Origin of the sequence: Cellulomonas carbonis (genome assembly GCF_014636275.1) — a bacterium.
Classification (GTDB): Bacteria; Actinomycetota; Actinomycetes; order Actinomycetales; family Cellulomonadaceae; genus Actinotalea; species Actinotalea carbonis.
In genome coordinates this window covers 150,337-175,266 of record NZ_BMEB01000002.1, presented here as the reverse complement: position 1 = coordinate 175,266, position 24,930 = coordinate 150,337, and the positions used below count along the sequence as shown (strand labels likewise).

Genomic DNA, 24,930 nt, shown 5'->3' with positions numbered 1-24,930 from the left:
CTTGACGCCACGGGACTTAAGCGCTTAAGTAGCGCCCACGTCGCACTCGCGACCCGCCGCAGCGTCGCTGCGGGCGTCGAGACGGAGAGAAGAGACATGAGAAAGCGCACTGTGGCGCTCGCCGCCGCCGCCACGACCCTGCTGGCGGCCTGCGGCGGGGACGACGGGGGACAGCAGGCCGGTGCCGACGGCGAGATCGCCGGTGACATCACGGTCCTGACGAACCGGACCGACATCGTCGACACGGTCTTCGCCGACTACAAGGCCGCGTTCGAGGAGGAGCACCCGGACGTCACCGTGACGTTCGAGGCGATCACCGACTACGAGGGCGAGGTGACGACGCGGATGAGCACCGCCGACTACGGCGACGTGCTCCTCATCCCGAACACCATCGCGCCCGCCGACCTCCCCGACTTCTTCGAGCCGCTCGGTCCCGTGGACGAGCTCGCGGAGACCTACCGGTTCGTGCGTGGCGAGCAGGCGTACGACGGCCAGTCGTACGGCATCGCCATCACGGGCAACGTCCAGGGCATCGTCTACAACAAGACCGTCTGGGAGGAGGCCGGGGTCACCGAGATCCCGACCAGCCCCGACGAGTTCCTCGACGCCCTCGGCGCCATCGCGGACGCGACCGACGCCGTCCCGCTCTACACGAACTACGCCGACGGCTGGCCGCTCACGCAGTGGGAGGGCCACCGCGGGACCATCTCCGCCGACCCGGAGGCCGCGAACCTGCTCGCCGAGACCGACTCCCCGTGGGCCGAGGGCGAGGAGCACTTCGTCATCGACTCCCTGCTGTTCGACGCCGTCGCCGCCGGCCTCACCGAGCCCGACCCGATCACGACGAACTGGGAGGAGTCGAAGGGCATGCTCGGCCGCGGCGAGGTCGCCTCGATGGTGCTCGGCTCGTGGGCCATCACGCAGATGCGCGACGCGGCCGACGACCCCGACGACATCGGCTACATGCCCTTCCCTCACCAGGTCGACGGAACCTTCCACTCGACGGCGGGTGGCGACTACAAGAACGGCATCAACGTCAACTCCGACAACAAGGCCGCCGCGCGCGCGTGGCTGGACTGGTTCGCGGACGAGTCCGGCTACGCGACGGACCAGGGCGGTCTGTCCCCGCGCCTCGACGGCCCGACGCCGGACACCCTCGCCGACTTCGAGGAGCTCGGTGTCGAGTACGTGGAGCTCGCACCCGCCGAGCCCGGTGCCGAGAGCCTGGTGAACGACATCGACGCCGAGGCGGAGATCGGGCTGTGGAACCCCGACTACCGCCAGCGGATCGTCGACGCCGCCCGCGGCGCCTCCGGCGAGACCAAGGAGCAGGTCTTCGACGACCTCAACGCGCGGTGGGCCGAGGCCCGCGCCGCCGTGGTCGGCACCTGACCGGTACCGGACCGGGACGGCCCCCGCCGCGTGACGAGCGCGCGGCGGGGGCACCCCACCCAGCACCCACCCGCCACTCCAGCGTCGGAGGACACGATGGGCATCACGACAGGTCCGCCCGCCGGACCCGCGAGCGGCGTCCGGCAGGCGCTGCGGCGCGGCCGTGCCGGCAGTCGCGTCGGCACCCGGGCCGCGCGCACCGCACCACGGGTCGGGCCGGACGGGCGCCGTCGTCGTCGCGTCGAGCTCACGCCCTACCTGTTCCTGCTCGTACCCGTGGGCCTGCTCGTCACGTTCACGTACGTGCCCGTGATGAACATGGTCGGCTACTCGTTCACCGACTGGAACGGGATCAGCAAGGACCGCGACGTCGTGGGCCTCGCGAACTACGCGCGCATCTTCGGCGGCCCCGAGTACTTCGAGGTCTTCTTCGTGAGCCTCTACTACTTCGCGGCGTCGTTCGTGCAGATGGGCCTCGCGCTGTACTTCGCGACGGTCCTGAGCTTCAGCACCCGCTTCAGGAACCTGTTCAAGGGGATCCTGTTCTTCCCCTACCTCATCAACGGCGTCGCGATCGGGTTCACGTTCCTGTACTTCTTCCGGCCGGGGGGGACGCTCGACACGACGCTCGCGGCCCTCGGCCTGGAGGCGCTGACGACGCAGTGGCTCGGGAACCCCGACGTCATCAACGTGTCGCTCGCCGGGACCTCGGTGTGGCGCTACACGGGACTCAACTTCGTGCTGTTCCTGGGCGCGATCCAGTCCATCAACCCGCACCTGTACGAGGCGGCCGAGCTGGACGGCGCGAACCGCTGGGACCAGTTCCGCTGGATCATCCTGCCGTCGATCAAGCCCGTCGTGACCCTCTCCTTCATCCTCGCGGTGTCGGGAAGCCTCGCCGTCTTCGAGATCCCCTACGTCATGACCGGTGGGGCCAACGGCTCCGAGACGTTCGTCATCCAGACCATCGGCCTCGCGTTCGAGATGCGTCCGCGCCGGGTCGGCCTCGCGTCGGCGATGGCCGTGGTGCTGCTGCTGTTCGTCCTGCTCATCACATGGATCCAGCGCAAGGTCGTGCCGGACGAGAAGGTGAACCTCACATGACCCGGACCCTGCTCGGCACGGCCAAGTACGTGAGCCTCGTCGTCGCGAGCGTCGTGACGCTGCTCCCGCTCGTCGTGCTCGTCATGGCGTCGCTCAAGACGCGCGAGGAGTTCCAGACCACGGGGCCCTTCACGCTCCCCACGACGTTCACGCTCGAGAACTACGCGACGGCGTTCACCGGCGGCCGGATGGCGCTCGGCTTCGTCAACACGATGCTCGTCCTGGGCGTCTCGGTCGCGGGTGCCGTCGTCGTCGGGGCGATGACCGCGTACGCGATCGACCGTTTCGAGTTCCGCGGCCGTCGCCTCGTCCTGGGGCTCTTCCTCGTCGCGGTCCTCGTGCCCGGGGTGACGACGCAGGTCGCGACGTTCCAGATCGTCAACGGGCTCGGCGTCTACAACACGCTCTGGGCGCCGATCCTGCTGTTCCTCGGCACCGACATCGTGTCGATCTACATCTTCCTGCAGTTCGTCCGGTCGGTCCCGAAGGAGCTCGACGAGGCCGCGATGCTCGAGGGCGCGAACCGCCTCACGGTGTTCTGGCGGATCGTCTTCCCGCTCCTCAAGCCCGCGATCGCCACCGTCGTCATCATCAAGGGGTTCGCGGTCTACAACGACTTCTACATCCCGTTCCTCTACATGCCGTCGCGCGACCTCCCGGTCCTGTCGACGTCCCTGTTCCGGTTCACCGGACCGTTCGGCGCGCAGTGGGAGGTGATCGCCGCGGGCGTGATCATCGTCATCCTCCCGACGCTCGTGATCTTCCTCGCGCTCCAGCGCTACATCTACAACGGCTTCACCTCGGGCGCGACCAAGTGAGCGCGCGCCCGGGCGACCACGGCACCACCAGGAACGAGGCACGATGACCACGACCGCCGCCCGCACGACGACGGCCGCCGGACCCGTCCGCACCCCCCTGACGGACTGGACGCTCCACGTGCGCGGGTCCCTCGACGACCTGCCCCCCGACGTGCCGACAGCCGCGCGTGACGCGCTCCGTGACGGCCTGCCGGTCCACGTGCCGACGACGGCGCTCGCGGCGCTCGTCGCGGCGGGGCTCGCGGGCGACGTGACGGTCGACGCCCACGAGGAGCACGTCGCCTGGGTCGCGGCGACGCCGTGGGAGCTGCGCACGCGCATCCCGCGGCCGGCCGATGGTGAGCGGGCCCGCCTCGTGCTCGAGGGCGTGCAGACGGTGGGACGCGTCGTCGTCGACGGCGAGGTCCGGCTCGAGGTGGCCGACATGTTCCGGCGGCACGTCGTCGAGCTCGGGGTGAGCCACGGTCCCGACGGCGACCCGACGCACGGGCCGGGCGGATCCGCACCCGCCTGGGACGTGCGGGTCGAGGTCGACCCCGTCCTGCCGGTCGCGCAGGCTGCCGAGGCGGCGGACCCGCTGCCGCGCGCCGACATCTACGAGCTCCCGTACAACCAGGTGCGCACCATGGCGTGCTCGTTCGGGTGGGACTGGGGGCCCGTGACCATGACCGGCGGGCTGTGGCGCCCGGTCCTGCTCGAGACGTGGTCCGGCGCTCGGTTCGAGGAGGTCCGGCTCTCGGCGGGGTGGGACGCGGACAGGGCTGCTGGGACGCTGGACTTCCGCGCGACGACGAGCGGGACCGCCGGCGCGGCGCACGTCGTCGTGCGGGTCGCGGGTCGCGAGGTCGCGGCGGGGGCGATCACACCGCGCGCCGGGGCCGCCGCCCCCGGGGGCGGTGCCGACCGGGACGCGGGTGACGGCGCCGTCGTCGGCGGCGCCGTCGTGCACGACGTCGCGCGCTGGGACCCGGTGGGTCTCGGCTCGCCCGCCCTGCACGACGTCGTCCTCGAGCTCGTCGACTCCGCCGGCGCCGTCCTCGACCGCGCGGTCCGCCGCGTCGGGTTCCGTGACCTGCGGCTGCGGTGCGAGCCGGACGCGGTGGGCGAGTCGTTCGAGCTGCACGTGAACGGGCGGCGTGCGTGGGTGCGCGGGTTCAACTGGATCCCGCCGCACGTCACGCCCGAGGTCGTCACGTCCGACCACCTGCGGCACCTCGTGGGCGAGGCGGTCGGGGCGGGCGCCAACCTGCTGCGCGTCTGGGGCGGCGGGGTCGTCGAGTCCGACGCGTTCTACGACGTGTGCGACGAGCTCGGGGTCATGGTGTGGCAGGACTTCCCGTTCGCGTGCGCGGCCTACCCCGAGGACGAGGCGACGCGTGAGCAGGTCGCTGCGGAGGTGCACGACGCCGTCGTGCGGGTCGGGCACCGGGCGTCGCTCGTGCTGTGGTGCGGCTGCAACGAGAACCTGTGGGGCCACGAGGACTGGGGCTGGAAGGACGTGCTCGCCGGCCGGCCGTGGGGTGCGGGCTACTACCACCGGCTCCTGCCCGAGCTGCTCGCCGAGCTCGACCCCGCGCGGCCGTACGTGCCCGGGTCGCCCTTCTCCCCCGGCGGCGAGGACGGCGACCCGCACCCGAACGACCCGACGCGCGGCATCACGCACCACTGGGACACGTGGAACGAGCTCGACCACACGGCCTTCGAGCAGCGGACGTCGCGCTTCGCGGCCGAGTTCGGCTGGCAGGCGCCCGCGAGCTGGCCGGTGCTCGTGCGCGCCCTCGGCGGCGAGCCCGACGGTCCCGACGACGAGCGGCTCGGACGTCTGCAGAAGGCGTACCGCGGCATGGAGAGCCTCGACCGCGGCGTCGCGGACCACCATCGTGAGCGGCCGACGGACGGTCGCGGCTGGTTCCACGCGACGCAGCTCGTGCAGGCGGGCGCGGTGCGCTCGTCGATCGGCCGGTTCCGCAGCCTGCACGACACGTGCTCGGGTGCGGTCTGGTGGCAGCTCGACGACGACTGGCCCGCGCTCTCGTGGTCCGTGCTCGACGTCGCGGGGCGGCGCAAGCTGGCCTGGTACGCGATGCGCGACGTGCTCGCACCGCGTGCCGTGCTGCCCACCGCACCCGACGCACCCGCCGGGCTCACGCTCGTCAACGACCTGGCGGAGCCGTGGCCGGCGCGCGGTCGGGTCACGGTGGTCACGGCGCGCGGTGACGTGCTGCACGAGGAGGGCGTCGACGTCGTCGTGCCGGCGGACGGGCACGTCGCCGTCGAGCCGAGCCGTGCGGCGCCCGGGGCGATCGCGCACGCCGACGCGGTCGTGGTCACGGTCGACGGCCGGCGGGCCGTCCGGTGGCTGCGGGGCGACCTGGTGCTCGGCACGCCCGACGTGCGCGCCGAGGTCGTCGTCGAGCGGACGGCGGACCCCGCGACCGTGGTGCTCGAGGTGCGCGCCGTCGACCTGGTCCGCGACCTCGTCGTCCTCGCCGAGACCGACGCGCGCCTTGCCGACGTCGTCGTCGACCGGCAGCTCGTCACGCTGCTGCCCGGCGAGCGCGCACGCCTCGAGGTGCGCGCCGCGCGGGCCGGTGAGGTGACCGACGCGCAGTGGTCGGCGCTCCTCGCCTGCACGGGCCGGCTGCGCGCGACCCCCCGGTGACGGCAGGCTGGCACCGGGGCCGTCCGCGGCCGGCCCGACGGAGCAGGCCCGAGGCACGGGTGACGTGGTCGCCCGAGGAGGAGGAGACATGGACGCACCCGGCAGCCCCGCCCACCTCGCGGCGCAGCGCGCGGACCTGCTGCGGTTCGCGGCGCGCGCGCGCCATCCGCTCGGCTTCGGCTGGCTCGGCGACGACGGCGACCTCGACACGGGACGACCCGTCGAGCTGTGGATCACGTGCCGCATGACGCACGTGGCGTCGCTCGGCGCGCTCGCGGGCGAGGCACCCGCACCGGGCGGCCCGGACGACGCCGCGCTGCGGGACCTCGCGGCGCACGGGGTCGCGTCGTTGCGCGGGCCGGAGGGTACGGGCGGTGCGTCGGGCGCGGGTGGTGCGCTGCACGACGACGAGCACGGCGGGTGGTTCGCGGCGGTCCGGGAGGACGGGCCCGTGGACGACCGCAAGCAGGCCTACGGGCACGCGTTCGTCGTCCTCGCGGCGTCGTCGGCGGTCGCGGCGGACGTGCCGGGCGCGGACGCGCTCCTCGCCGATGCGCTCCGGGTGCACGAGGAGCGGTTCTGGGACGACGACGCCGGGCTCGCGGTCGAGGAGTGGGACCGCGCGTGGACCACGCTCGACGACTACCGCGGCGTCAACGCCAACATGCACACGGTCGAGGCGTACCTCGCGGCCGGTGACGTGACCGGGGACGGGCGGTGGCACGAGCGCGCCGGGAGGATCGCGGCGCACGTCGTCGGGTGGGCGCGGGACAACGACTGGCGGATCCCCGAGCACTTCGACGCGCGGTGGCGGCCGGTGCTCGAGCACAACCGCGACCGCCCGGCCGACCCGTTCCGCCCGTACGGCGCGACCGTCGGCCACGGCCTCGAGTGGGCGCGGCTGCTCGTCGCGGTCGACGGCACGCTCGGCGCCGCGGCGCCTCCCGGTCTCGTCGACGCGGCCGTGGCGCTCGCGGACTGCGCGGTCGCGGACGGGTGGGCCGTCGACGGCGCCGACGGCTTCGTGTACACGACCGCGTGGGACGGGCGGCCCGTCGTCCGCACGCGCATGCACTGGGTCGCCGCTGAGGCCGTCAGCACCGCGACGGTGCTCGCGCGTGCGACGGGCGACGAGCGGTGGACGCGCGACGCCGAGCGGTGGTGGGCCTACGTCGACCGGTACCTCGTGGACCACGAGCGTGGGTCGTGGTACCACGAGCTCGACCCCGCCAACGCGGTGTCGGCCGAGGTCTGGCCGGGCAAGCCCGACGTCTACCACGCGTACCAGGCGGCGCTGCTGCCGGAACTGCCGACCGTGCCCTCGTTCGCGGCGGCGCTGCGCGCGCGGAGGTGAGCGGGTAGGACCGCGGCCCGCGCCTCGGGTCGAGGCGCGGGCCGGACGGGACCGCCGGGGGATGTGCTGTGGTAGCGCTCACACGACGGCCGAGACGGGCCTGTCCACCTGGTGAACGGACCGCAGGCGAGTTTTTCTCCACACCTGGTGCATCATGTCGTCGCAGGTCAGCGGCCCGCGACCCGATTCGTAGGACGTCGTCCACAGGGATGTCCACGGCCTGTGCACAGCGCCACGCCGGACTGTCCACACGCGCGTCGGCGGTTGTCCCCAAGGCGTCCACAGGACCTCCGACCCGGGGCCCCGGCGTGGCTTGGAGACGCGCCCGGAGGGGGCATACGGTCGCGGGCGGGCCTCAACCGGTCCAGCAGGACGAGGGTTCGAGGCCGGACGCAGCGGGCATGTCTGCGGCGTGCGATAGAACGTCAGTTCGAGGAGCGCGCGTGCGGATGGAGGTCGTCATCGTGGTGGCACAGGTGGGCGTCGGATGAGCCTCGACGAGCTCGAGCGGGACCTCGGCCCGGCCCGGCCGGCGGCCGGCTTCGACCGGACCCCGCCGCAGGACATCGTCGCCGAGCAGAGCGTGCTCGGCGGCATGATGCTCTCGAAGGACGCCATCGCGGACGTCGTCGAGGAGGTCAAAGGCACCGACTTCTACCGGCCGGCCCACGAGATGGTCTACGACGCGATCCTCGACCTCTACGGTCGCGGCGAGCCGGCGGACGCCGTGACGGTCGCGGCCGAGCTGACCAAGCGCGGCGAGATCGCCCGCATCGGCGGTGCCCCCTACCTGCACACGCTCATCTCGATGGTGCCGACGGCGGCCAACGCCGGGTACTACGCGCGGATCGTGCGCGAGCGCGCGGTGCTGCGGCGGCTCGTCGAGGCCGGGACGCGGATCGTGCAGCTCGGGTACGCGACCGACGGCGGCGACGTCGAGGAGCTCGTCAACAACGCCCAGGCCGAGATCTACGCCGTCTCCGAGCAGCGCACGAGCGAGGACTACCTCCCGCTCTCGGAGATCATCAACGGCGCGATGGAGGAGATCGAGGCCGCGAGCAACCGCGGCGAGGGCATGGTCGGCGTGCCCACCGGCTTCCAGGACCTCGACAAGCTGACCAACGGCCTGCACCCGGGCCAGATGGTGGTCATCGCGGCACGTCCGGCCATCGGCAAGGCCCTCGCGCTCGACACCCCCCTGCCGACGCCCACGGGCTGGACCACGATGGGCGAGGTCCGGGTCGGCGACCAGCTCCTGGACGCCGACGGGATGCCCACCACCGTCGTCGCGGCGACCGAGGTCCTCGTCGACCGCCCGTGCTACGAGGTGCAGTTCGACGACGGGACGGTTCTCGTCGCCGACGGCGAGCACCAGTGGCTGACCGACACACGTGCGTCGCGGCGGGCCCGCCAGGAGGCCGAGCGGCGCAGAGAGACCCTGCCGCGCGTGCTCCCCGCCGTGCGGACCACCGAGGAGATCGCCGACACGCTCGTCTGCCCGACGGCGGACCGGCGCCTGAACCACAGCATCGCGACGGCGGGAGCGCTTCGCCTGCCCGAGGCGGACCTGCTCGTCGACCCCTATGCGCTGGGCGTCTGGCTCGGTGACGGACACTCGGCGTCGGCGCGTTTCACCTCGGACGACCCCGAGATCGCGATGCGGATCGAGGGGAACGGTCTCCGCTCGGTCCGGCACGGGGGCCGCGACGGACGCCTCTACACGATCCAGCTCCCCGAGGAGGGTGCGACGCCGACCCGCGCGTGCGAGGTCTGCGGTGCGGAGTACGTGAACCCGCGTCAGCAGGTCCGGACGTGCGGCCGGAGCTGCGGCGGGCGCGTGAAGGCGATCGGGCGACGTTCGAAGGTCCCGACGTGCCTGGACTGCGGTCGCCAGACGAGCGGCCTTCGACGCTGCCAGGCATGTCACCACGCCTTCGGCACGGTCGCCGGAAGGCTCAGGACGCTCGGCGTCCTCGGGAGCAAGCACATCCCGGTGCCCTACCTGCGCGCGAGCGAGCGGCAGCGGCGAGAGCTGCTCGCGGGCCTTCTGGACACTGACGGCACCGTCAACCCGACCGGCAGCGTGCAGTTCTGCGTCACGGACCTCCGGCTCGCGGAGGACGTCAGGGAGCTCATCCACTCCCTCGGTTACCGGACGGGCTGGTCGACGCGTGCGGTGAAGGGCCGTGACGCCCTCCACAGCACCGCGTACACGATCACCTTCACCACGGACGACGAGGTCTTCGGCCTCGAGCGGAAGAAGCTCGCCCACAAGGAGCGTCGTCGACCCTCGACCCCGCGGCTGAGGTCGAGGTTCATCACCGCGGTGCGCCGGATCGACAGCGTTCCCGTCCGGTGCGTCGAGGTGGACAACCGGACGCACCTGTACCTGGCGGGCCGCGCGATGGTGCCCACCCACAACTCGACGCTCGGCATCGACATCGTCCGGTCGGCGGCGATCAAGCACGGCCTCGCGTCGGTCGTCTTCTCGCTCGAGATGAGCCGCAACGAGATCACGATGCGTCTGCTGTCGGCCGAGGCGCGCGTGCCCCTGCAGAACATGCGCAAGGGGACGATGCGCGACGAGGACTGGCAGAAGCTCGCGCAGACCATGGGCAAGGTCTCGCAGGCGCCGCTCTTCATCGACGACTCGCCGAACATGTCGCTCATGGAGATCCGCGCCAAGTGCCGGCGGCTCAAGCAGCGTCACGACCTCAAGCTCGTCGTCATCGACTACCTGCAGCTGATGTCCTCGGGCAAGCGCGTCGAGTCCCGCCAGCAGGAGGTCTCGGAGTTCTCGCGTGCGCTCAAGCTGCTCGCCAAGGAGCTCGAGGTCCCCGTCATCGCGATCTCGCAGCTCAACCGTGGCGCCGAGCAGCGCACCGACAAGCGACCGCAGATGAGCGACCTGCGTGAGTCGGGCGCCATCGAGCAGGACGCCGACGTCATCATCCTGCTCCACCGCGAGGATGCCTACGAGAAGGAGTCCCCGCGCGCGGGCGAGGCCGACATCATCGTCGCCAAGCACCGAAACGGGCCGACCGACAACATCGTCGTCGCGTTCCAGGGCCACTACGCCCGGTTCGTCGACATGGCGCCGGAGGGGATGTAGGAGCACCCGCTCTCGAAGCGAGCTTCGCCTTCGCGGGGTCGCTGCGGTCGGCGTGAGTCCCCGCCTGCGAGCATGACCCCGTGCCGCACCTCATCGCGCCCGACGGGACCCCGCTGACCTACCGGCTCGTCGGGGACGGCGAGCCGCTCGTCTGCCTCGCGGGCGGACCGATGCGGGACGCCTCCTACCTGGGCGACCTCGGCGGGCTGTCGCGGCACCGCACGCTCGTGCTCCTCGACCTGCGCGGGACGGGTGGCTCCGGCCGGCCCGACGACGCGGCGTCGTACCGCTGCGACCGGCAGGTCGGTGACGTCGAGGCCCTGCGCGTCGCACTCGGGCGGGAGCGGGTGGACGTGCTCGCCCACTCCGCGGGCGCGAGCCTCGCGCTCCGGTACCTCGACGCCCACCCCGACCGCGTCGGGACCCTGACCCTCGTCACGCCGAGCACGCGCGCCGTCGGCCTCGTGCCGACCGTCGAGCAGCGCCTCGCGTGCGCACGTCTCGGGTCAGGTCGGCCCGGCTTCGCCGAGGCCTACGCGGCCCTCACCGCCGTCCTGACGGGTGCCGCGACCGACGACGACGAGCGCACGGCGGGCCCGCTGTTCTACGGCGGCTGGGACGCCGCCGCCCGTGAGCACCACGACGCGCAGCACCAGCAGCTGCACCCCGACCTGGCGGCCGCGTTCGTCGCCGACGGCGCCTTCGACCCGCCGGCGGCGCGCGCCGCGCTCGCGCACCACGCGCACCCCGTCGTCGTCGTCGCGGGCGAGGTCGACCCGCTCAGCCCGCCCGTCGTCGCCGAGCAGGTGGCCGCGCTCGCCGCCCACGGCTCGGTGCACGTCCAGCGGGGTGCCGGCCACTACCCCTGGGTCGACGACTCGGAGGCCTTCGTCGCGACCGTCGTCGGGGCGTGGGCGCGGTGACCGCCGCGGCTCCCACGGCCGTCGTCGTCGGTGGCGCCGAACCTCGGGCAGGGCGGCTGCTAGGCGCTCGAGGACGCCCCGTCCTCACGCTCGCGTGCGCCGATGCGGGCCGGTACCTGCCCGAGCGCCTGGGCTGGTACGAGCGAGAGCGGCTGCCGCGCGTCACCGCCGTGATGCGCGCGTCCTCCTGGGCGGGCACGGCCGGCCCATACGTCACCCACCCCGTCGCGGCGTGGGTGCGTGACGCGCTCGTGGCGCACGTCCCGGCGTCGGTCGCGACGCGGCAGCTCGTGCGGGTCGGTGGCCGGCGGCTGCCCCGTCCGAGCTGAGCGGGCAGGGCGATAGCAACTACTATCGCCCCGTGACCACACGCGAGGCGCTGCGGCGTCAGGCCCGGGAGGCCGACGCCCTGGTCGAGCGCGGTCGGCGGCAGCTCCTCGACGCCGTGGTGAGTGCGCGGGCCGCCGGGTTCAGCCAGCGCGAGATCGCAGCGGTCGTCGGGCGGTCGCAGCCCGAGGTCGCCCGCCTGCTCCGGATGCACCGGCAGGCGCTCCGACCGTGGATGACGGCCCGCGACGCGGCCCTCGCCATCCGTCACGAGCTCCACCGCGGGGACGAGGACTTCGCGCTCCGGATGCTCGTCCAGGCGGTCGACGACTTCCGCGGTCTCGAGGCGCCTGCCGACGTCGCCGACTTCCTGCGTCGGCCGCCGGGCACGGGCGACCGCAAGTGGGACACGTTGCTCGGCGCGGTCGTCGCGAGGGAGTGCCGCCGTCGCGACGTCGCCGCGCCGCGGTGGACGCGGCGGCCGCCCCTCGAGTCGTGGTGGTTCCCCGTGACCGGGGGTGGGGTGCTGGCCGCCAGGACCATGGCACGGACGCCCGTCGACCTCGCACGCCTCGGCATCTGGCTCGACGCCGCCGCGTTCCGGACGGCCTGACCGATGGCGCCGTCGGCCCGTGACCAGCTCACGCGGGAGGAGATCCTCGGTCTGCTCACCGAGCTCGGGGCACGCCTGTCGGCTCGAGGCGTCGCGGCGACGGTGTACGTGGTCGGCGGGGCGGCGATGGCGCTCGAGTTCGACACCCGCCGGAGCACGCGCGACATCGACGCCGTCCTGCGTCCCGAGGCCACGGTCGCCGAGGAGGCGCGACGCATGGCGGGCGACCTGGGCCTCTCGCCGGGATGGCTGAGCAGCGCGGCGACGGCGTTCGTCCCGGGTGGGGACGACGACCCCGTGCCCGTCGACGTCCCGGGTCTCGCCGTCGCGGCCGCGTCGCCGCGTCACCTGCTCGCGATGAAGCTCGCCGCGGGCCGCCCCCAGGACCTCGCCGACCTCCGGGTCCTCTTCAGACACCTCGGCATCCGCGGCGCACGGGAGGCGGCCGACATGGCCTTCGACGTCTACGGCGAGCACTCGTCGGTGCTCGGCGAGTCCCGCGAGGACATCGAGCTCCTCGCCCAGGCCGTCCTCGACATGTCGCACGCGTAGGGCCCACCCCTCACGTCGCGCAGTCGGCTGCCGATCGGCATCGCGACCCTGGGAGGACCCTGCATGGACGGCATCGCCGCGATCACGAGCCGCATGGCCGAGATCCGCTCGACGCTCGCGACCCTCCAGCCCGCCCGTGCGTCGTCGTCGGCCGCGACGCTCGCGCTGCGGCCGTCGTCATCCGGCACGGCCACGGCGTCGGGCACGGCCTCGGGTCCGGACTTCGCGTCTGCCCTGGCTGCCGAGATCGGGACGACGACGGCGGCACCCGCGGCCACCTCGACCGGCCCCCTGCCCGCCGTCCCCGGCCTCACCCCCGAGCAGGTCGGCAACGCGCGCGCCGTCGTCGCCGCGGGACGGGCCATGGGCCTGTCGTTGCGCGACGCCGCGATCGGCGTCATGACCGCCATGGGTGAGTCGTCGCTGCGCGTCCTCGACCACGGCGACACGGCGGGCCCCGACAGCCGCGGCCTGTTCCAGCAGCGCGACAACGGCGCGTGGGGCACGCTCGCCGACCGCATGGACCCGACCCGCAGCGCGACCAGCTTCTTCACCGCGCTCGCCCGCGTCGGCGACCGGGGCTCGATGGCGCCGACCCTCGTCGCGCACACCGTCCAGCGCAACGCCGACCCGAACCACTACACGCGCTACTGGGAGCAGGCCGTCGACGTCGTGTCCCGCCTCACGGGCGCGACCGCCGCGCAGGTCACGGCGCGCTGACGCCCGCCGGCGCACGCCGGCGCGCGTCCGGGCGGGCGCCCCGGGCCACCGTCTCGACCCGCCGGGCTTGCGGCGGCGACCGTCCCGCGCGAGGGTCGATGGTCGTGAACCCCCCGCGTGTGCGCCCCGCGACACCCGACGACGTCGACGAGCTCGTCCGGCTGCGCCACGAGATGTTCCGCGACATGGCGGCGTCGGGCGCCTACCGACGCGGTGACGACATCGAGGACACGTCCTGGTACGCGTCGGCGCGCGACTACGTCCTGACCGGCCTCGAGACCGGCGTCCTCATCGCGTACGTCGCGGACGCCCACGTCGCGGCGGACGACGTCGAGCCCGCACCGGCCGGGGCGCCGCGGCTCACGGGGTGCGCCGTCGTGTCGTTCGAGACCCGCATGCCCGGCCCCGGGACCCCGCTCGGCCTCGTCGGCTGGGTCTCGACGGTCTACGTGGCACCGCAGAGCCGCGGGCAGGGCCTGGCGCGCGAGCTCGTGCAGGCGTGCCTCGACTGGTCGGAGGAGCACGGCGTCGAGACCGTGCACCTGCACGCGACCGCCGACGCCGAAGGCCTGTACCGGTCGCTCGGCTTCGGCGAGATCCGCTCGACCGCGCTGCGCCGGCACGCGCCGCCGCGCCCCTGACGGCCGGCCGCTCGACGCACGGCGGTGCGTGCGGCGGCGGACGGAACCCGTCGGACGTGCACCCGCAAACACGTGGACGCCCGCTCCGCACGGCGGCAGGGTGCGAGGCATGACGACGACGACGCTCCCGGGCGGGCTCGGGCTGCGCACCGCACGTCCCGCGGACCTCGACCAGATCGGTGCGCTCCTCGTCGCGCGGGGCGAGGCCGGTGACGACGTCGACCACCGGCTCGTCGTCGAGGACCCGGACGCCGGGTGGGAGACGTGCGCCGTGGTCGTCGACGGCGACCGCGTGGTGTCCACCGCGACGCTCCTCGACGAGGAGGTCCGCGTGGGCGACGTCGTGCTCGCAGCGGGGCAGGTCGAGCTCGTCGCGACCGCCGTGGGGTACGAGGGGCGCGGCCTCGTGCGCGCCCTGATGGCGTGGGCGCACGACCTGTCCACCGACCGCGGCCACCTGCTCCAGGTCATGATCGGGATCCCGTACTTCTACCGGCTCTTCGGGTACGAGTACGCGATCGACATCCCGCGCGCGCGGGCGCTCACGTCGACCCCCGACCCGGTCCCCGGCGTGCTCCGTCGCGCGACGCGCGCGGACCTGCCCGCGCTCGCGGCGCTCCAGGACCACGCGCAGGGCGGGTTCGACGTCGCGATGCCGCACTCGCCGCCGCGCCGACGGTGGCACCTCGAGCACGACACGAGCACCACGTGGGTCCTCGAGCGTGACGGCGCGCCCGTCGCGACGGCCCGCACGGGCGAGCCCGACGACGACGTGCTGCTCGCCGAGGCGGCCTCGACCGACGCCGCCGCCGCCGACCTGCTCCTCGCCGGCCTCGTGGCCGAGCACGCGGGCAGCACGCTCCACGTCGTCCACCGGGCCGGGACCGTCACCGGAGACCGGTGGGAGGGCCGGCTCGCGGCGCCGTCGGACCTGGCCGAGCAGTACTACGTGCGGGTCGAGCGCCCCGAGCGCGTCCTCGACGCCCTCCGGCCCGTCCTCGACGCCCGGCTCGCACGCGTCGGCACGGACCTGGACGCCGTCGTCGTCTCGACGTTCGGACGCCACTACCGGATGCCGGTCGCCGACGGCCGGCTCGGGCCGGTCGAGGTCGGCGGGGCCATGCAGGCGCCCGGCGTCGTCGGCGGTGCGGGCGTCGCGCCCGACCAGCTCGGGGCGCTGCTCCTCGGACCGCTCGGCATGGCGGGCCTGGCCCGGCGTCGCCCCGACGTCTACGCCGGGTCGCAGGCCACCCTCTTCGAGACCCTCTTCCCGCCGATGACGGCTGACCTGCTCACGTACTACCTGCCGTGGTGAGGGCAGAGCCCGCTGCTCGGCGGGTCGGCGCCACCTTCCGGGGGCGGAAAAGGGTGCGCGTCCTCGCAGGAGCACCTGGGACGATGGCGGCATGACAGCGACCGTGCAGGCCAAGGGCGTCGGGGCCGGGCACGGTGACCGCGAGCTCTTCTCGGGCGTCGACCTCGTCGTCGCGCCCGGTGACGTCATCGGCCTCGTGGGCCCCAACGGGGCGGGGAAGTCGACGCTCCTGCGGATGCTCGCGGGGGAGCGCGCACCCGACGCGGGTGCGGTGAGCGTCTCGCCCCCGCACGCGCAGCTCGGCTACCTCGCGCAGGAGGTCGAGCGCCTTGACGGCGAGTCGGTCCGCGCGCACCTCGAGCGCCGCACGGGTGTGACCGGCGCGCAGGCCGCGATGGACGCCGCGGCGGACCTCCTCGCGGCGGGCACCGACGGCGCCGACGACGCGTACGCCGAGGCGCTCGAGCGGTGGCTCGCGCTCGGCGGGGCGGACCTCGACACGCGCATGGACACGGTCGCGGCGGACATCGGGCTCGGGGTCGACCTCGACCTGCCGATGACGGCGCTGTCGGGCGGGCAGGCCGCCCGCGTCGGGCTCGCGGCGCTGCTCCTGTCGCGCTACGACGTCTACCTGCTCGACGAGCCCACCAACGACCTCGACGCCGACGGCCTCGACCTCCTCGAGGACTTCGTGCACCGCACCGAGGCGCCGCTCGTCGTCGTCAGCCACGACCGCGAGTTCCTCAGCCGGACGGTCAACACGGTCGTGGAGATCGACCGGAGCCTGCAGCGGGTCCTCGTCTACGGCGGCTCCTACGACGCCTACCTCGAGGAGCGGTCGATCGCGCGGCGTCGTGCGCGCGAGGCCTACGAGGACTACGCGTCCCGCCGCGACGCTCTCCAGGCGCGCGCACGCATGCAGCGCGCGTGGATGGAGAAGGGCGTCCGCAACGCCCGACGCAAGGCCACCGACAACGACAAGAACGTCAAGCACTTCCGCGGCGAGACGTCCGAGAAGCAGGCCGCCAAGGCGCGGCAGACCGAGCGGCTCATCAACCGCCTCGACGTCGTCGACGAGCCGCGCAAGGAGTGGCAGCTCCAGATGAGCATCGCGGCGGCACCGCGCTCGGGCAGCGTCGTCGCCGTCGCGCGCGGGGCCACCGCGCGGCGCGGCGACTTCGTGCTCGGACCCGTGGACCTGCAGGTCGACTGGCGCGACCGCGTCGCCGTCACGGGACCCAACGGGGCGGGGAAGTCGACGCTCCTCGCGCTGCTGCTCGGCCGCCTGGCACCGTCGGACGGCGCGGTCGACCTCGGCCCGGGCGTGCTGGTCGGCGAGGTCGACCAGGCGCGCGAGGCGTTCGAGGGCGATGCGCCGCTGGTCGACGCCTTCGCGCGCGAGGTGCCGGACTGGCCCACCGCCGACGTCCGCACGCTCCTGGCGAAGTTCGGGCTCGGGACGCACCACGTCGGCCGTCCCGCCGGCTCGCTGTCACCGGGCGAGCGGACGCGCGCGGCGCTCGCGCTGCTCCAGGCCCGCGGCATCAACCTGCTGGTCCTCGACGAGCCGACCAACCACCTCGACCTGCCCGCGATCGAGCAGCTCGAGCAGGCTCTCGACAGCTTCGACGGGACGATCCTGCTCGTCACGCACGACCGGCGGATGCTCGAGACGGTGCGGCTGACGCGCCGCCTCCACGTCGAGGACGGCCAGGTCACCGAGGTCCGGCCCGAGTAGGTCCGGCCGCCCGGGCGACGTCGGGCGCGGTGCCCGCGCAGCGCGGACCCCGGACAGCACGCCGCCGCGCCCCCACCAGGGTGGCGCGGCGGCAGCGGCTGCTACTGGCCGATCCTGCGGTCGGCCTGGTCCTCCGCCTTGTCGATCGTGTCGGCGTGCTGGTCGCCCAGCCTGCCCTCGGCGGTGTCCCCGGCCTTCTCGATACCGGCGTCGCTCGCCTTCTCCTTCATGTCGTCCAAACCCATGCGTCCTCCTCGGCTGCTCGGATCCGGACAGGAGATCCTGCCCACGGCCAGTGTGCGCACGTCCGCGCCAAGGTCGCTAGCGCAGTGGTTCGTCCTGTCACGGGCCGCCCCTCGTCGTCGCCGGCACGCGCCTCGAGGCCCCGCGCCACCGGTCATGGGATGTGACCGGTGGCGCGCGCCGGCGATCACTCGTGTCACAGGGGCGCAACACAACGCCCCTTAAGGTTCGTGTGGGCGCGGTCACACCTGGCGCGTCCGGACACTCACAAGGGGAACCACATGACACCCATGAAGGACCTCTCCGGCGGCGCAACGGCGCGCCGTCGGGCATGCACCGGGATCGCGGCGCTGAGCCTCGTCGTCGCGGCGACGGTCCCGGCCGCAGCGGCCGACGGCGACCGCGTGCTCGGCACCGCCGCCGACTACGGCGTCCCGAGCCCCGCCGAGTCGGGTGAGCTCACGAGCGAGTTCGCGACGTCGCCCACGGGCGCCTGGTTCGTCGAGCTCGCCCCCGAGCCCACCGCGCAGGGCGGCAGCCGCGCCGCGGTGCTCCGCGCCGAGCGGGACTTCGCTGCCGAGGCCGCGGGCGAGGGCGTCGAGGTCGAGGTGCGCCGCACCTTCTCGACGCTGTGGAGCGGCGTCTCGGCCGAGATCGCGGACGAGGACGTCGAGGCGGTCCGCTCGCTGCCGTCGGTCCAGGCCGTCTACCCGGTGCTGGCGATCGACGCGCCCGCGCCGTCGTCGGCCTCGCCGGACCTCGCGACGGCGCTCGCGATGTCGGGTGCCGACGTCGCGCAGAGCGAGCTCGGCCTCACGGGCGAGGGCGTCAAGGTCGGCATCATCGACACGGGCGTCGACATCGACCACCCCGACCTGGGCGGCGGCGGCACCGACGACGGGACGGCGTTCCCGTCGGCCCGCGTGGTCGCGGGCTACGACTTCGTCGGCGACACCTACAACGCGGACCCGACGTCGGACGCCTACCAGCCGGTTCCCCAGCCCGACGAGAACCCCGACGACTGCCAGGGTCACGGCACGCACGTCGCGGGCATCGTCGGCGCCGACGGCGACATCGCCGCGGGCGGGGTCCGCGGCGTCGCCCCGGGCGTCACCCTCGGTGCCTACCGCGTCTTCGGCTGCGACGGCTCGACCGAGAGCGACATCATGATCGCCGCGATGGAGCGCGCGCTCGCGGACGGCATGGACGTCGTCAACCAGAGCATCGGCGCCGCGTTCCAGACGTGGCCCGGCTACCCGACCGCCGTCGCGAGCGACAACCTCGTCGACGCGGGTGTCGTCATGGTCGCCTCGATCGGCAACAGCGGCGCGTCCGGGACGTGGTCCGCGGGCGCCCCGGGCGTCGGCGAGGACGTCATCGGCGTCGCGTCGTACGACAACACGCACGTCACGGCGCAGGTCGTCCAGGTCGACGGCCAGGACTACCCGTTCCTGCCCGCGACGGGCGCGCCCGAGCCGCCGACGACGGGGTCGCTCGACCTCGTCGCGCTCGGCGCACCCGGCACCGACGCCGCACGCGCGTGCGAGCCGATCGACCCCGCCGTCGCGGACGGCAAGGCCGTCCTCGTCGAGCGCGGTGCCGCGGTCACGCCCGGCGTCACGTGCGACGCGACGTTCTACGCCAAGGCGCTGCGCGCCCAGCAGGCGGGCGCCGCGGCGGTCGTGCTCTACAACAACGTGCCAGGCCTGTTCAGCCCGACGGTCGCGGGCGCCGAGCCCATCACCATCCCGGTGATCGCGGTCTCCGCGACCCACGGCGCCGAGCTCACCGCCGCGACGGCGGACGGCGCGACGCTCACGTGGACCGACGAGGTCGGCCGCGCGGTCAACCCGACCGGTGGCCTCATCTCGAGCTTCAGCTCCTACGGCATGGCCGCGGACCTGTCGCTCAAGCCCGACCTCGGCGCGCCGGGCGGCAACATCTTCGCGACGTACCCGCTCGAGAAGGGCGGCTACGCGACCCTCTCCGGGACGTCGATGGCCGCACCGCACGTCGCCGGCGCCGTGGCTCTGCTGCTCGAGGCGCGCCCCGACACCGAGGCGCACGAGGTCCGCAGCATCCTGCAGAACCACGCGGACCCGTCCGACTGGTCGCTCGCCGCGGGCAACGGCTACGTCGAGCCGGTCCACCGCCAGGGCGCGGGAATGCTCGACATCGACGCCGCGATCCTCGCGACGACCGCGGTCACGCCGGGCAAGCTCTCGCTCGGCGAGAGCGAGCACGGCCCGGTCGAGGCGACGCTCACGGTGACGAACGACGGCGACGCCGACGTCACGTACGCGACGTCCGTGGTCGACACCATCGCGACGTCGGGCAACCCCGACGTGCCGACGTTCCTCCTGGGCGGGACGACGGTCGAGATGCCGGAGACCGTCACGGTCCCGGCCGGCGGCTCGGCGGACCTCACGGTGTCGATCGCGCCCGACGCCGAGCTCGAGGCCGAGCTCGCGCAGTACGGCGGCTTCGTGGTCCTGACGCCCGAGGAGGGCGAGGCCCTCTCGGTGCCGTTCGCGGGCTTCGCGGGCGACTACCAGGACCTCGAGCTGTTCGGGACGTTCAACGGCCTCGAGCTGCCGGCGCTGGCCGAGCTCACGGCCTGCGACCGGCTCATCGGGACGGACTGCGTCTCGGGCGGGGCGTGGGACCTGGTCGACCCGGGCCACGTCTTCACGATGCGCGACGGCGACGTCCCGTCCGTGGTGTTCCACATGGAGCACCCGGCGGAGTCGATCACGATGCGCGTCCTGCTCGTCCTCCCGGGACGTCTCGGCGCGATCCCGCTCGGCCGGTCGGTCGCGTACGAGGAGGAGTTCGTGGGTCGCGACTCGGGCGGCATCAGCGTCCGCACGTGGGACGGGACCATCGCGGTCGGCAAGGGCAAGCACAAGGTGCCCCTGCCGGGTGGTCGCTACATGCTCCAGGTGACCGCGGTGAACGCGCTCGGCGACGCGAGCGACCCGGAGCACCGCGAGACGTGGACCAGCCCCGCGTTCACGATCGACCGGAAGACGCCGCGGTCGTGAGCCGCTCGGCGGGTGCGGCGGCCGGCTGAGCCGGACGGTGCGCGCGAAGGCCCGGACCCCGCGAGGGGTCCGGGCCTTCGTCGTGCGTGCCGCTGCTCGCGGGCGAGGCGCGCGCCGTCGGGGCGGGCGGCCGCGGAGGCCGGCGGCGGTCAGTGCGGTGCGACCGGTGCGCCCTGCGTGCTCGGGGCGCGGAGCATCGCCGCGACCGGCACCGCGAGGAGCGTGATGACCGCACCCACGAGGAACGCCGCGTGCACGCCGCCCGCGGCGGCCTCGACGCGCGACCCGCCGTCGTCGGTGACGCTCGCGACCTGCGCCGCCATCACGGTGATGAACAGCGCCGTCCCGGCGGCCCCCGCCACCTGCTGCACGGTGCCGACCACCGCGCTGCCGTGCGAGTACAGGTGCGGCGGGAGCGAGCCGAGGGCCGACGTGAACAGCGGCGTGAAGATGAGCGCGAGGCCGAGGCTCAGGACGACGTGCCCCGCGAGCACGACCCACGACGCGCTCGACGCCGACAGCGTCGCGAACCCCCACGCGGACGCGCTCACGAGCACCGTCCCCGGGACGACGAGGACGCGCGGGCCCAGCCGGTCGTACGCACGCCCGACCCACGGCGCCGCGAGGCCCATGAGCAGCCCGCCGGGCAGCAGGAGCAGCCCGGTCTGCACGGGGGACAGCCCGAGGACCGTCTGGGTGTAGATGGGCAGCAGGATGATCGTGCCGAACAGCGCCATCATGCTGACGGTCATGAGCGCGACCGCGAGCGTGAAGGTGCGCGAGCCGAACGTGCGCAGGTCGAGCAGCGCCGAGTCCGTCGTCTGCAGGCGCAGCTGGCGCGCCACGAAGAACGACAGCGCCGCGAGCCCGACGACGAGCGGCCCCCACGCCTGCAGCGCCCCCGCGCCCTCCGCCGACTCGCCGAGCCGGCTCAGCCCGTAGACGAGCCCGCCGAAACCGACCGCCGACACCACGACGGACGCGACGTCGACGCGCGCCGCGCGCGGCTCGGTGAGGTTCGGCAGCCGCAGCGCCCCGACCACGAGCGCGGTGAGGGCGATCGGGAGCATGAGGACGAAGAGCGTGCGCCACGGCCACACGCTGAGCACGAGGCCCGAGATGGTCGGGCCGAGCGCCGGCGCGACCGAGATCACGACGGAGATGTTGCCCATGACGCGCCCGCGGCCGCGCTCGGGCGTGACCGTCATGACGGTCGTCATGAGCAGCGGCAGCATGATCGCCGTCCCGCCGGCCTGGACGACGCGGCCCGTGAGCAGCAGCGGGAAGGTCGGCGCGACCGCGCACACGAGCGTGCCGACCGAGAACAGCCCCATCGCGGTGAGGAACGTCGCGCGCGTCGAGATGCGCTGCATGACGAAGCCGGTCACGGGGATGACCACGGCCATCGTGAGCATGAACGCCGTGGTGACCCACTGCCCGGTCGTGGCGTCGATCCGCAGGTCCGCCATGAGGTGCGGCAGCGCGACGCCCATCGTCGTCTCGTTGAGGATGACGACGAAGGTGGACAGCAGGAGCAGCCCGACGGCGAGCCGGTCGCGCGGCGTCATCGTGGTGCGCTCGGCGGACGCCGGGGCGGCGTCGGCCGTCGTGGCGAGAGCGGGTGGTGCGTCGGTCACGGGTCCTCCAGGGACGGGCTCAGGGGAGCGTCCGCGTCGACGCCCCACGAGTGTCGCGCAGGCGTCCGACACGGACGAAACGGTTTTCTCCGGCGCCTGCTTCCCGACCGCCGACGGGTGGTCGTCGGGTCCCGGTGCGCCACCTGGTGTGTGGACCGGGCCGGGCGCCCGGACTCATCGGGCGCCGCGACCCAGCCGGAGAGCCGCCGGAGGACGGGACGGCGGCGACCGGCCGGTAGCCTCAGGGACTCATGAGCACCCCTGCCTCGACGACGGCGTCGCGACGACCGCTCCTCGTCCGCGCGATCCTCTCCCTCGCCGTCCTCGCGGGGGCCGTCGCGGCCGTCGTGACGCAGAGCCCGACGCTCGGCCTCGACCTGCGCGGCGGCACCCAGATCGTGCTGGAGACGCAGTCGACGTCGACCATCGAGGCGGACGCCGAGTCGACCGACCGCGCGCTGGAGGTGCTCCGGCGGCGCATCGACGCGCTCGGCGTCGCCGAGCCCACCGTGGTGCGCTCGGGTGAGCGGCGCATCGTCGTCGAGCTCCCGGGCCTGCAGGACCCGGCCGAGGCCGTGGCCGTCATCGGTCGCACGGCGCAGCTGAGCTTCCACGCGGTGACCGCCGTCGGCCCGCCCGAGGCGCCGACCGACGAGGGCGAGGGCGAGGGAGAGGCCGGCGGCGAGGAGGCCGGTGAGGAGCCGCAGCCGACCGACGAGGAGATCACCGTCACCGACGAGTCGGGCGCGACGCTGACCCTCGCCCCCGCCGCGCTCACGGGCGAGGCCGTCTCGGGTGCCGACGCCGTGCTCGACACCCAGAGCGGGCTCGGCTGGCACGTGACGCTCGACTTCCGCTCGGAGGGCCAGTCCGCGTGGCGCGAGCTCACCGCCGAGGCCGCGTGCCAGCCGTTCGGCGAGCCGGGGCGTCGCGTCGCCGTCGTGCTGGACGGCGAGGCCGTCACCTCGCCCGAGATGGGCAGCGACATCGCGTGCGGCGCCGGCATCACGGGCAGCACGACGCGCATCACCGGGAACTTCACGCAGGAGGAGGCGCTCGAGCTCGCGGCCGTCATCGAGGGCGGCGCGCTCCCGCTCCCGGTCGAGGTCATCGAGCAGCGGACCGTCGGCCCGAGCCTCGGCGCCGCCGCGATCGACGCGAGCGTCCGCTCGATCCTCCTCGGCGTCGCGATCACGGCGGTGTTCATCGTCGTCGCGTACCGCCTCATGGGGCTCCTCGCGATCGTCGCGCTCGCCTGCTACGCGCTCATCACCTACGCCGCACTGCTCGGGCTCGGCGCGACCATCACGCTCCCGGGCCTCGCGGGCTTCGTGCTCTCGGTCGGCATGGCCGTCGACGCGAACGTGCTCGTCTACGAACGCGCCCGGGAGGAGCGCGCCGTACGGGGCCGCAGCCTGCGCACCTCCGTCATCGAGGGCTTCCGCAAGGCCCTGCCGGCGATCGCCGACTCCAACGTCACGACCCTCATCTCCGCGGGCCTGCTGTTCTTCCTCGCGAGCGGACCCGTGCGCGGCTTCGGCGTCACGCTGACCATCGGTGTCCTCGCGTCGTTCTTCTCGGCCCTCGTCATCACGCGCGTCCTCGCCGAGGCCGTCGCGAGCATGCGCGCCGTCGAGGACCGGCCCCGCATCACGGGGATCGCGCACCTCGGCAGGCTCCGGGACCGCCTCTCGGCGATGGACCCCGGGTTCATGGACCGGCCGCTCAAGTGGCTCGCCGTCTCATTCGCGGTGCTCGTCGTCACGGGTGCGGGCGTCGTGGCGCGCGGGCTCGAGCTGGGCGTCGAGTTCACGGGCGGCCGCAGCATCCAGTACGAGACGGCGGAGCGGGTCGACGCCGACACCGCACGCGAGGCCGTCGTCGCCGCGGGCTTCCCGTCGGCCGTGGTCCAGGAGGCCGGCGAGGGTGACGTGTCCGTCCGCGTCGTGCCGATCGACGACGCGGAGCAGGAGCGCATCCGGTCCGCCATCGCCGAGGTCGCGGGCGACGCGACGGTCGTCAGCGACGAGCTCATCGGGCCGAGCCTCGGCGACGAGCTGCGCCGCAACGCGCTCATCGCGCTCGGCGTCGCGCTCGCGGCCCAGCTCGCCTACCTCGCGATCCGGTTCCACTGGACGTTCTCGAGCGGCGCCGTGGCGGCCCTCGCGACCAACGTCGTCGTCGTGCTCGGGGTGTTCGCGTGGCTCGGGAAGCCGCTCGACGGCGTGTTCCTCGCGGCGCTGCTGACGATCATCGGCTACTCGGTCAACGACTCGGTCGTCGTCTTCGACCGCGTGCGCGAGACGTGGCGCGCACGGCGTGAGGAGCCGTTCGGGCGGCTCGCGGCGACGGCGATCCTGCAGACGATCCCGCGCACCGTGAACACGGGTGCGAGCACGCTGTTCGTGCTCGTCGCGCTCCTGATCTTCGGTGGCGACTCGCTCGGCGACTTCGCGCTCGCGCTCGTCCTCGGCATCGTCGTCGGGACGCTGTCGACCGTGACCGTCGCGGTGCCGCTCACCGCGTGGCTGCAGCAGCGCTTCCCGTCGCGCCCCAAGCCCGACGAGGTCGAGCCGTTCGCGGGTCGTAACGCCGAGCGCCGCGACGACGGCGCCGTCGTCTGACGCGGGGCCCGGGCGATCGGGTGGATCGGCCCGCGCGCTCCGCGGGCGGATCCACCCACGGGTCGGCCCGGCGACGACGAGCCCTGTCGGCGACCGGCCCAGGGTGCGGTG

General features: G+C 73.8%; 18 protein-coding genes. 16 read left to right on the top strand and 2 right to left on the bottom strand.

What is annotated here, in order from left to right; genetic code table 11:
* The first annotated feature begins 96 nt into the window (after positions 1–96).
* From IEV86_RS06110 to IEV86_RS06045, 14 genes are all read left to right on the top strand, one after another.
* Positions 97–1,392, top strand: a complete 1,296-nt coding sequence (locus IEV86_RS06110) for an ABC transporter substrate-binding protein (RefSeq protein WP_043605093.1) — start codon at positions 97–99, stop codon at positions 1,390–1,392.
* A gap of 96 nt (positions 1,393–1,488) precedes the next feature.
* Positions 1,489–2,496 carry a carbohydrate ABC transporter permease gene (locus IEV86_RS06105; RefSeq protein WP_052426088.1) on the top strand — a complete coding sequence of 336 codons (1,008 nt, stop codon included), beginning with the start codon at positions 1,489–1,491 and terminating at the stop codon, positions 2,494–2,496.
* On the top strand, positions 2,493–3,314 hold the full coding sequence (locus IEV86_RS06100) for a carbohydrate ABC transporter permease (RefSeq protein WP_043605095.1): 822 nt from the start codon (positions 2,493–2,495) through the stop codon (positions 3,312–3,314). The genes IEV86_RS06105 and IEV86_RS06100 overlap by 4 nt, the downstream gene beginning before the upstream one ends.
* Positions 3,315–3,357: 43 nt before the next feature.
* Entirely contained in the window at positions 3,358–5,976 is a 2,619-nt protein-coding gene (locus IEV86_RS06095) for a glycosyl hydrolase 2 galactose-binding domain-containing protein (RefSeq protein ID WP_052426089.1), read from the top strand.
* Between the two features lie 88 nt (positions 5,977–6,064).
* Positions 6,065–7,330 carry an AGE family epimerase/isomerase gene (locus IEV86_RS06090; RefSeq protein ID WP_043605097.1) on the top strand — a complete coding sequence of 422 codons (1,266 nt, stop codon included), beginning with the start codon at positions 6,065–6,067 and terminating at the stop codon, positions 7,328–7,330.
* Between the two features lie 487 nt (positions 7,331–7,817).
* Positions 7,818–10,442: a replicative DNA helicase gene (gene dnaB / locus IEV86_RS06085; protein ID WP_043605099.1), complete on the top strand. Its 2,625-nt coding sequence runs from the start codon at positions 7,818–7,820 to the stop codon at positions 10,440–10,442.
* A gap of 80 nt (positions 10,443–10,522) precedes the next feature.
* Positions 10,523–11,365, top strand: a complete 843-nt coding sequence (locus tag IEV86_RS06080; protein WP_043605101.1) for an alpha/beta fold hydrolase — start codon at positions 10,523–10,525, stop codon at positions 11,363–11,365.
* Positions 11,353–11,694 carry a hypothetical protein gene (locus IEV86_RS06075; protein ID WP_043605103.1) on the top strand — a complete coding sequence of 114 codons (342 nt, stop codon included), beginning with the start codon at positions 11,353–11,355 and terminating at the stop codon, positions 11,692–11,694. The genes IEV86_RS06080 and IEV86_RS06075 overlap by 13 nt, the downstream gene beginning before the upstream one ends.
* A gap of 32 nt (positions 11,695–11,726) precedes the next feature.
* Complete coding sequence (locus IEV86_RS06070; RefSeq protein WP_052426090.1) at positions 11,727–12,305, top strand: hypothetical protein; 579 nt, start codon at positions 11,727–11,729, stop codon at positions 12,303–12,305.
* A 3-nt stretch (positions 12,306–12,308) separates the two neighbouring features.
* Positions 12,309–12,857 carry a DUF6036 family nucleotidyltransferase gene (locus IEV86_RS06065; protein WP_052426091.1) on the top strand — a complete coding sequence of 183 codons (549 nt, stop codon included), beginning with the start codon at positions 12,309–12,311 and terminating at the stop codon, positions 12,855–12,857.
* A gap of 63 nt (positions 12,858–12,920) precedes the next feature.
* A complete protein-coding gene (locus IEV86_RS06060) occupies positions 12,921–13,577 on the top strand; it encodes a hypothetical protein (protein ID WP_052426092.1) in 657 nt (218 codons plus the stop codon).
* Between the two features lie 104 nt (positions 13,578–13,681).
* A complete protein-coding gene (locus tag IEV86_RS06055) occupies positions 13,682–14,218 on the top strand; it encodes a GNAT family N-acetyltransferase (RefSeq protein ID WP_052426094.1) in 537 nt (178 codons plus the stop codon).
* Between the two features lie 109 nt (positions 14,219–14,327).
* Positions 14,328–15,533: a GNAT family N-acetyltransferase gene (locus IEV86_RS06050; protein WP_043605107.1), complete on the top strand. Its 1,206-nt coding sequence runs from the start codon at positions 14,328–14,330 to the stop codon at positions 15,531–15,533.
* Positions 15,534–15,624: 91 nt separating this feature from the next.
* Complete coding sequence (locus IEV86_RS06045) at positions 15,625–17,271, top strand: ABC-F family ATP-binding cassette domain-containing protein (protein WP_043605110.1); 1,647 nt, start codon at positions 15,625–15,627, stop codon at positions 17,269–17,271.
* A gap of 101 nt (positions 17,272–17,372) precedes the next feature.
* Here IEV86_RS06045 and IEV86_RS06040 read toward each other — a convergent pair whose 3' ends face one another.
* Entirely contained in the window at positions 17,373–17,516 is a 144-nt protein-coding gene (locus IEV86_RS06040) for an Rv0909 family putative TA system antitoxin (protein WP_152605609.1), read from the bottom strand.
* Positions 17,517–17,795: 279 nt separating this feature from the next.
* Between IEV86_RS06040 and IEV86_RS18175 the strand changes: the two genes are divergently transcribed.
* Entirely contained in the window at positions 17,796–20,558 is a 2,763-nt protein-coding gene (locus IEV86_RS18175) for a S8 family serine peptidase (RefSeq protein ID WP_272913602.1), read from the top strand.
* A gap of 149 nt (positions 20,559–20,707) precedes the next feature.
* Here IEV86_RS18175 and IEV86_RS06030 read toward each other — a convergent pair whose 3' ends face one another.
* On the bottom strand, positions 20,708–22,126 hold the full coding sequence (locus tag IEV86_RS06030) for an MDR family MFS transporter (RefSeq protein ID WP_081978645.1): 1,419 nt from the start codon (positions 22,124–22,126) through the stop codon (positions 20,708–20,710).
* 320 nt (positions 22,127–22,446) lie between these two features.
* Here IEV86_RS06030 and secD point away from each other — a divergent pair, with 320 nt between their 5' ends.
* A complete protein-coding gene (gene secD, locus IEV86_RS06025) occupies positions 22,447–24,819 on the top strand; it encodes a protein translocase subunit SecD (protein ID WP_043605115.1) in 2,373 nt (790 codons plus the stop codon).
* The last annotated feature ends 111 nt before the right edge of the window (positions 24,820–24,930 follow it).

What these genes read in the sequence shown, in the direction of transcription:
- IEV86_RS06110 (WP_043605093.1), top strand. Translation starts at nt 97, where the DNA reads ATGAGAAAGCGCACTGTGGCGCTCGCCGCCGCCGCCACGACCCTGCTG.
- IEV86_RS06105 (WP_052426088.1), top strand. Translation starts at nt 1,489, where the DNA reads ATGGGCATCACGACAGGTCCGCCCGCCGGACCCGCGAGCGGCGTCCGG.
- IEV86_RS06100 (WP_043605095.1), top strand. Translation starts at nt 2,493, where the DNA reads ATGACCCGGACCCTGCTCGGCACGGCCAAGTACGTGAGCCTCGTCGTC.
- IEV86_RS06095 (WP_052426089.1), top strand. Translation starts at nt 3,358, where the DNA reads ATGACCACGACCGCCGCCCGCACGACGACGGCCGCCGGACCCGTCCGC.
- IEV86_RS06090 (WP_043605097.1), top strand. Translation starts at nt 6,065, where the DNA reads ATGGACGCACCCGGCAGCCCCGCCCACCTCGCGGCGCAGCGCGCGGAC.
- dnaB (WP_043605099.1), top strand. Translation starts at nt 7,818, where the DNA reads ATGAGCCTCGACGAGCTCGAGCGGGACCTCGGCCCGGCCCGGCCGGCG.
- IEV86_RS06065 (WP_052426091.1), top strand. Translation starts at nt 12,309, where the DNA reads ATGGCGCCGTCGGCCCGTGACCAGCTCACGCGGGAGGAGATCCTCGGT.
- IEV86_RS06060 (WP_052426092.1), top strand. Translation starts at nt 12,921, where the DNA reads ATGGACGGCATCGCCGCGATCACGAGCCGCATGGCCGAGATCCGCTCG.
- IEV86_RS06050 (WP_043605107.1), top strand. Translation starts at nt 14,328, where the DNA reads ATGACGACGACGACGCTCCCGGGCGGGCTCGGGCTGCGCACCGCACGT.
- IEV86_RS06045 (WP_043605110.1), top strand. Translation starts at nt 15,625, where the DNA reads ATGACAGCGACCGTGCAGGCCAAGGGCGTCGGGGCCGGGCACGGTGAC.
- IEV86_RS06040 (WP_152605609.1), bottom strand. Translation starts at nt 17,516, where the DNA reads ATGGGTTTGGACGACATGAAGGAGAAGGCGAGCGACGCCGGTATCGAG.
- IEV86_RS18175 (WP_272913602.1), top strand. Translation starts at nt 17,796, where the DNA reads ATGACACCCATGAAGGACCTCTCCGGCGGCGCAACGGCGCGCCGTCGG.
- IEV86_RS06030 (WP_081978645.1), bottom strand. Translation starts at nt 22,126, where the DNA reads ATGACGCCGCGCGACCGGCTCGCCGTCGGGCTGCTCCTGCTGTCCACC.
- secD (WP_043605115.1), top strand. Translation starts at nt 22,447, where the DNA reads ATGAGCACCCCTGCCTCGACGACGGCGTCGCGACGACCGCTCCTCGTC.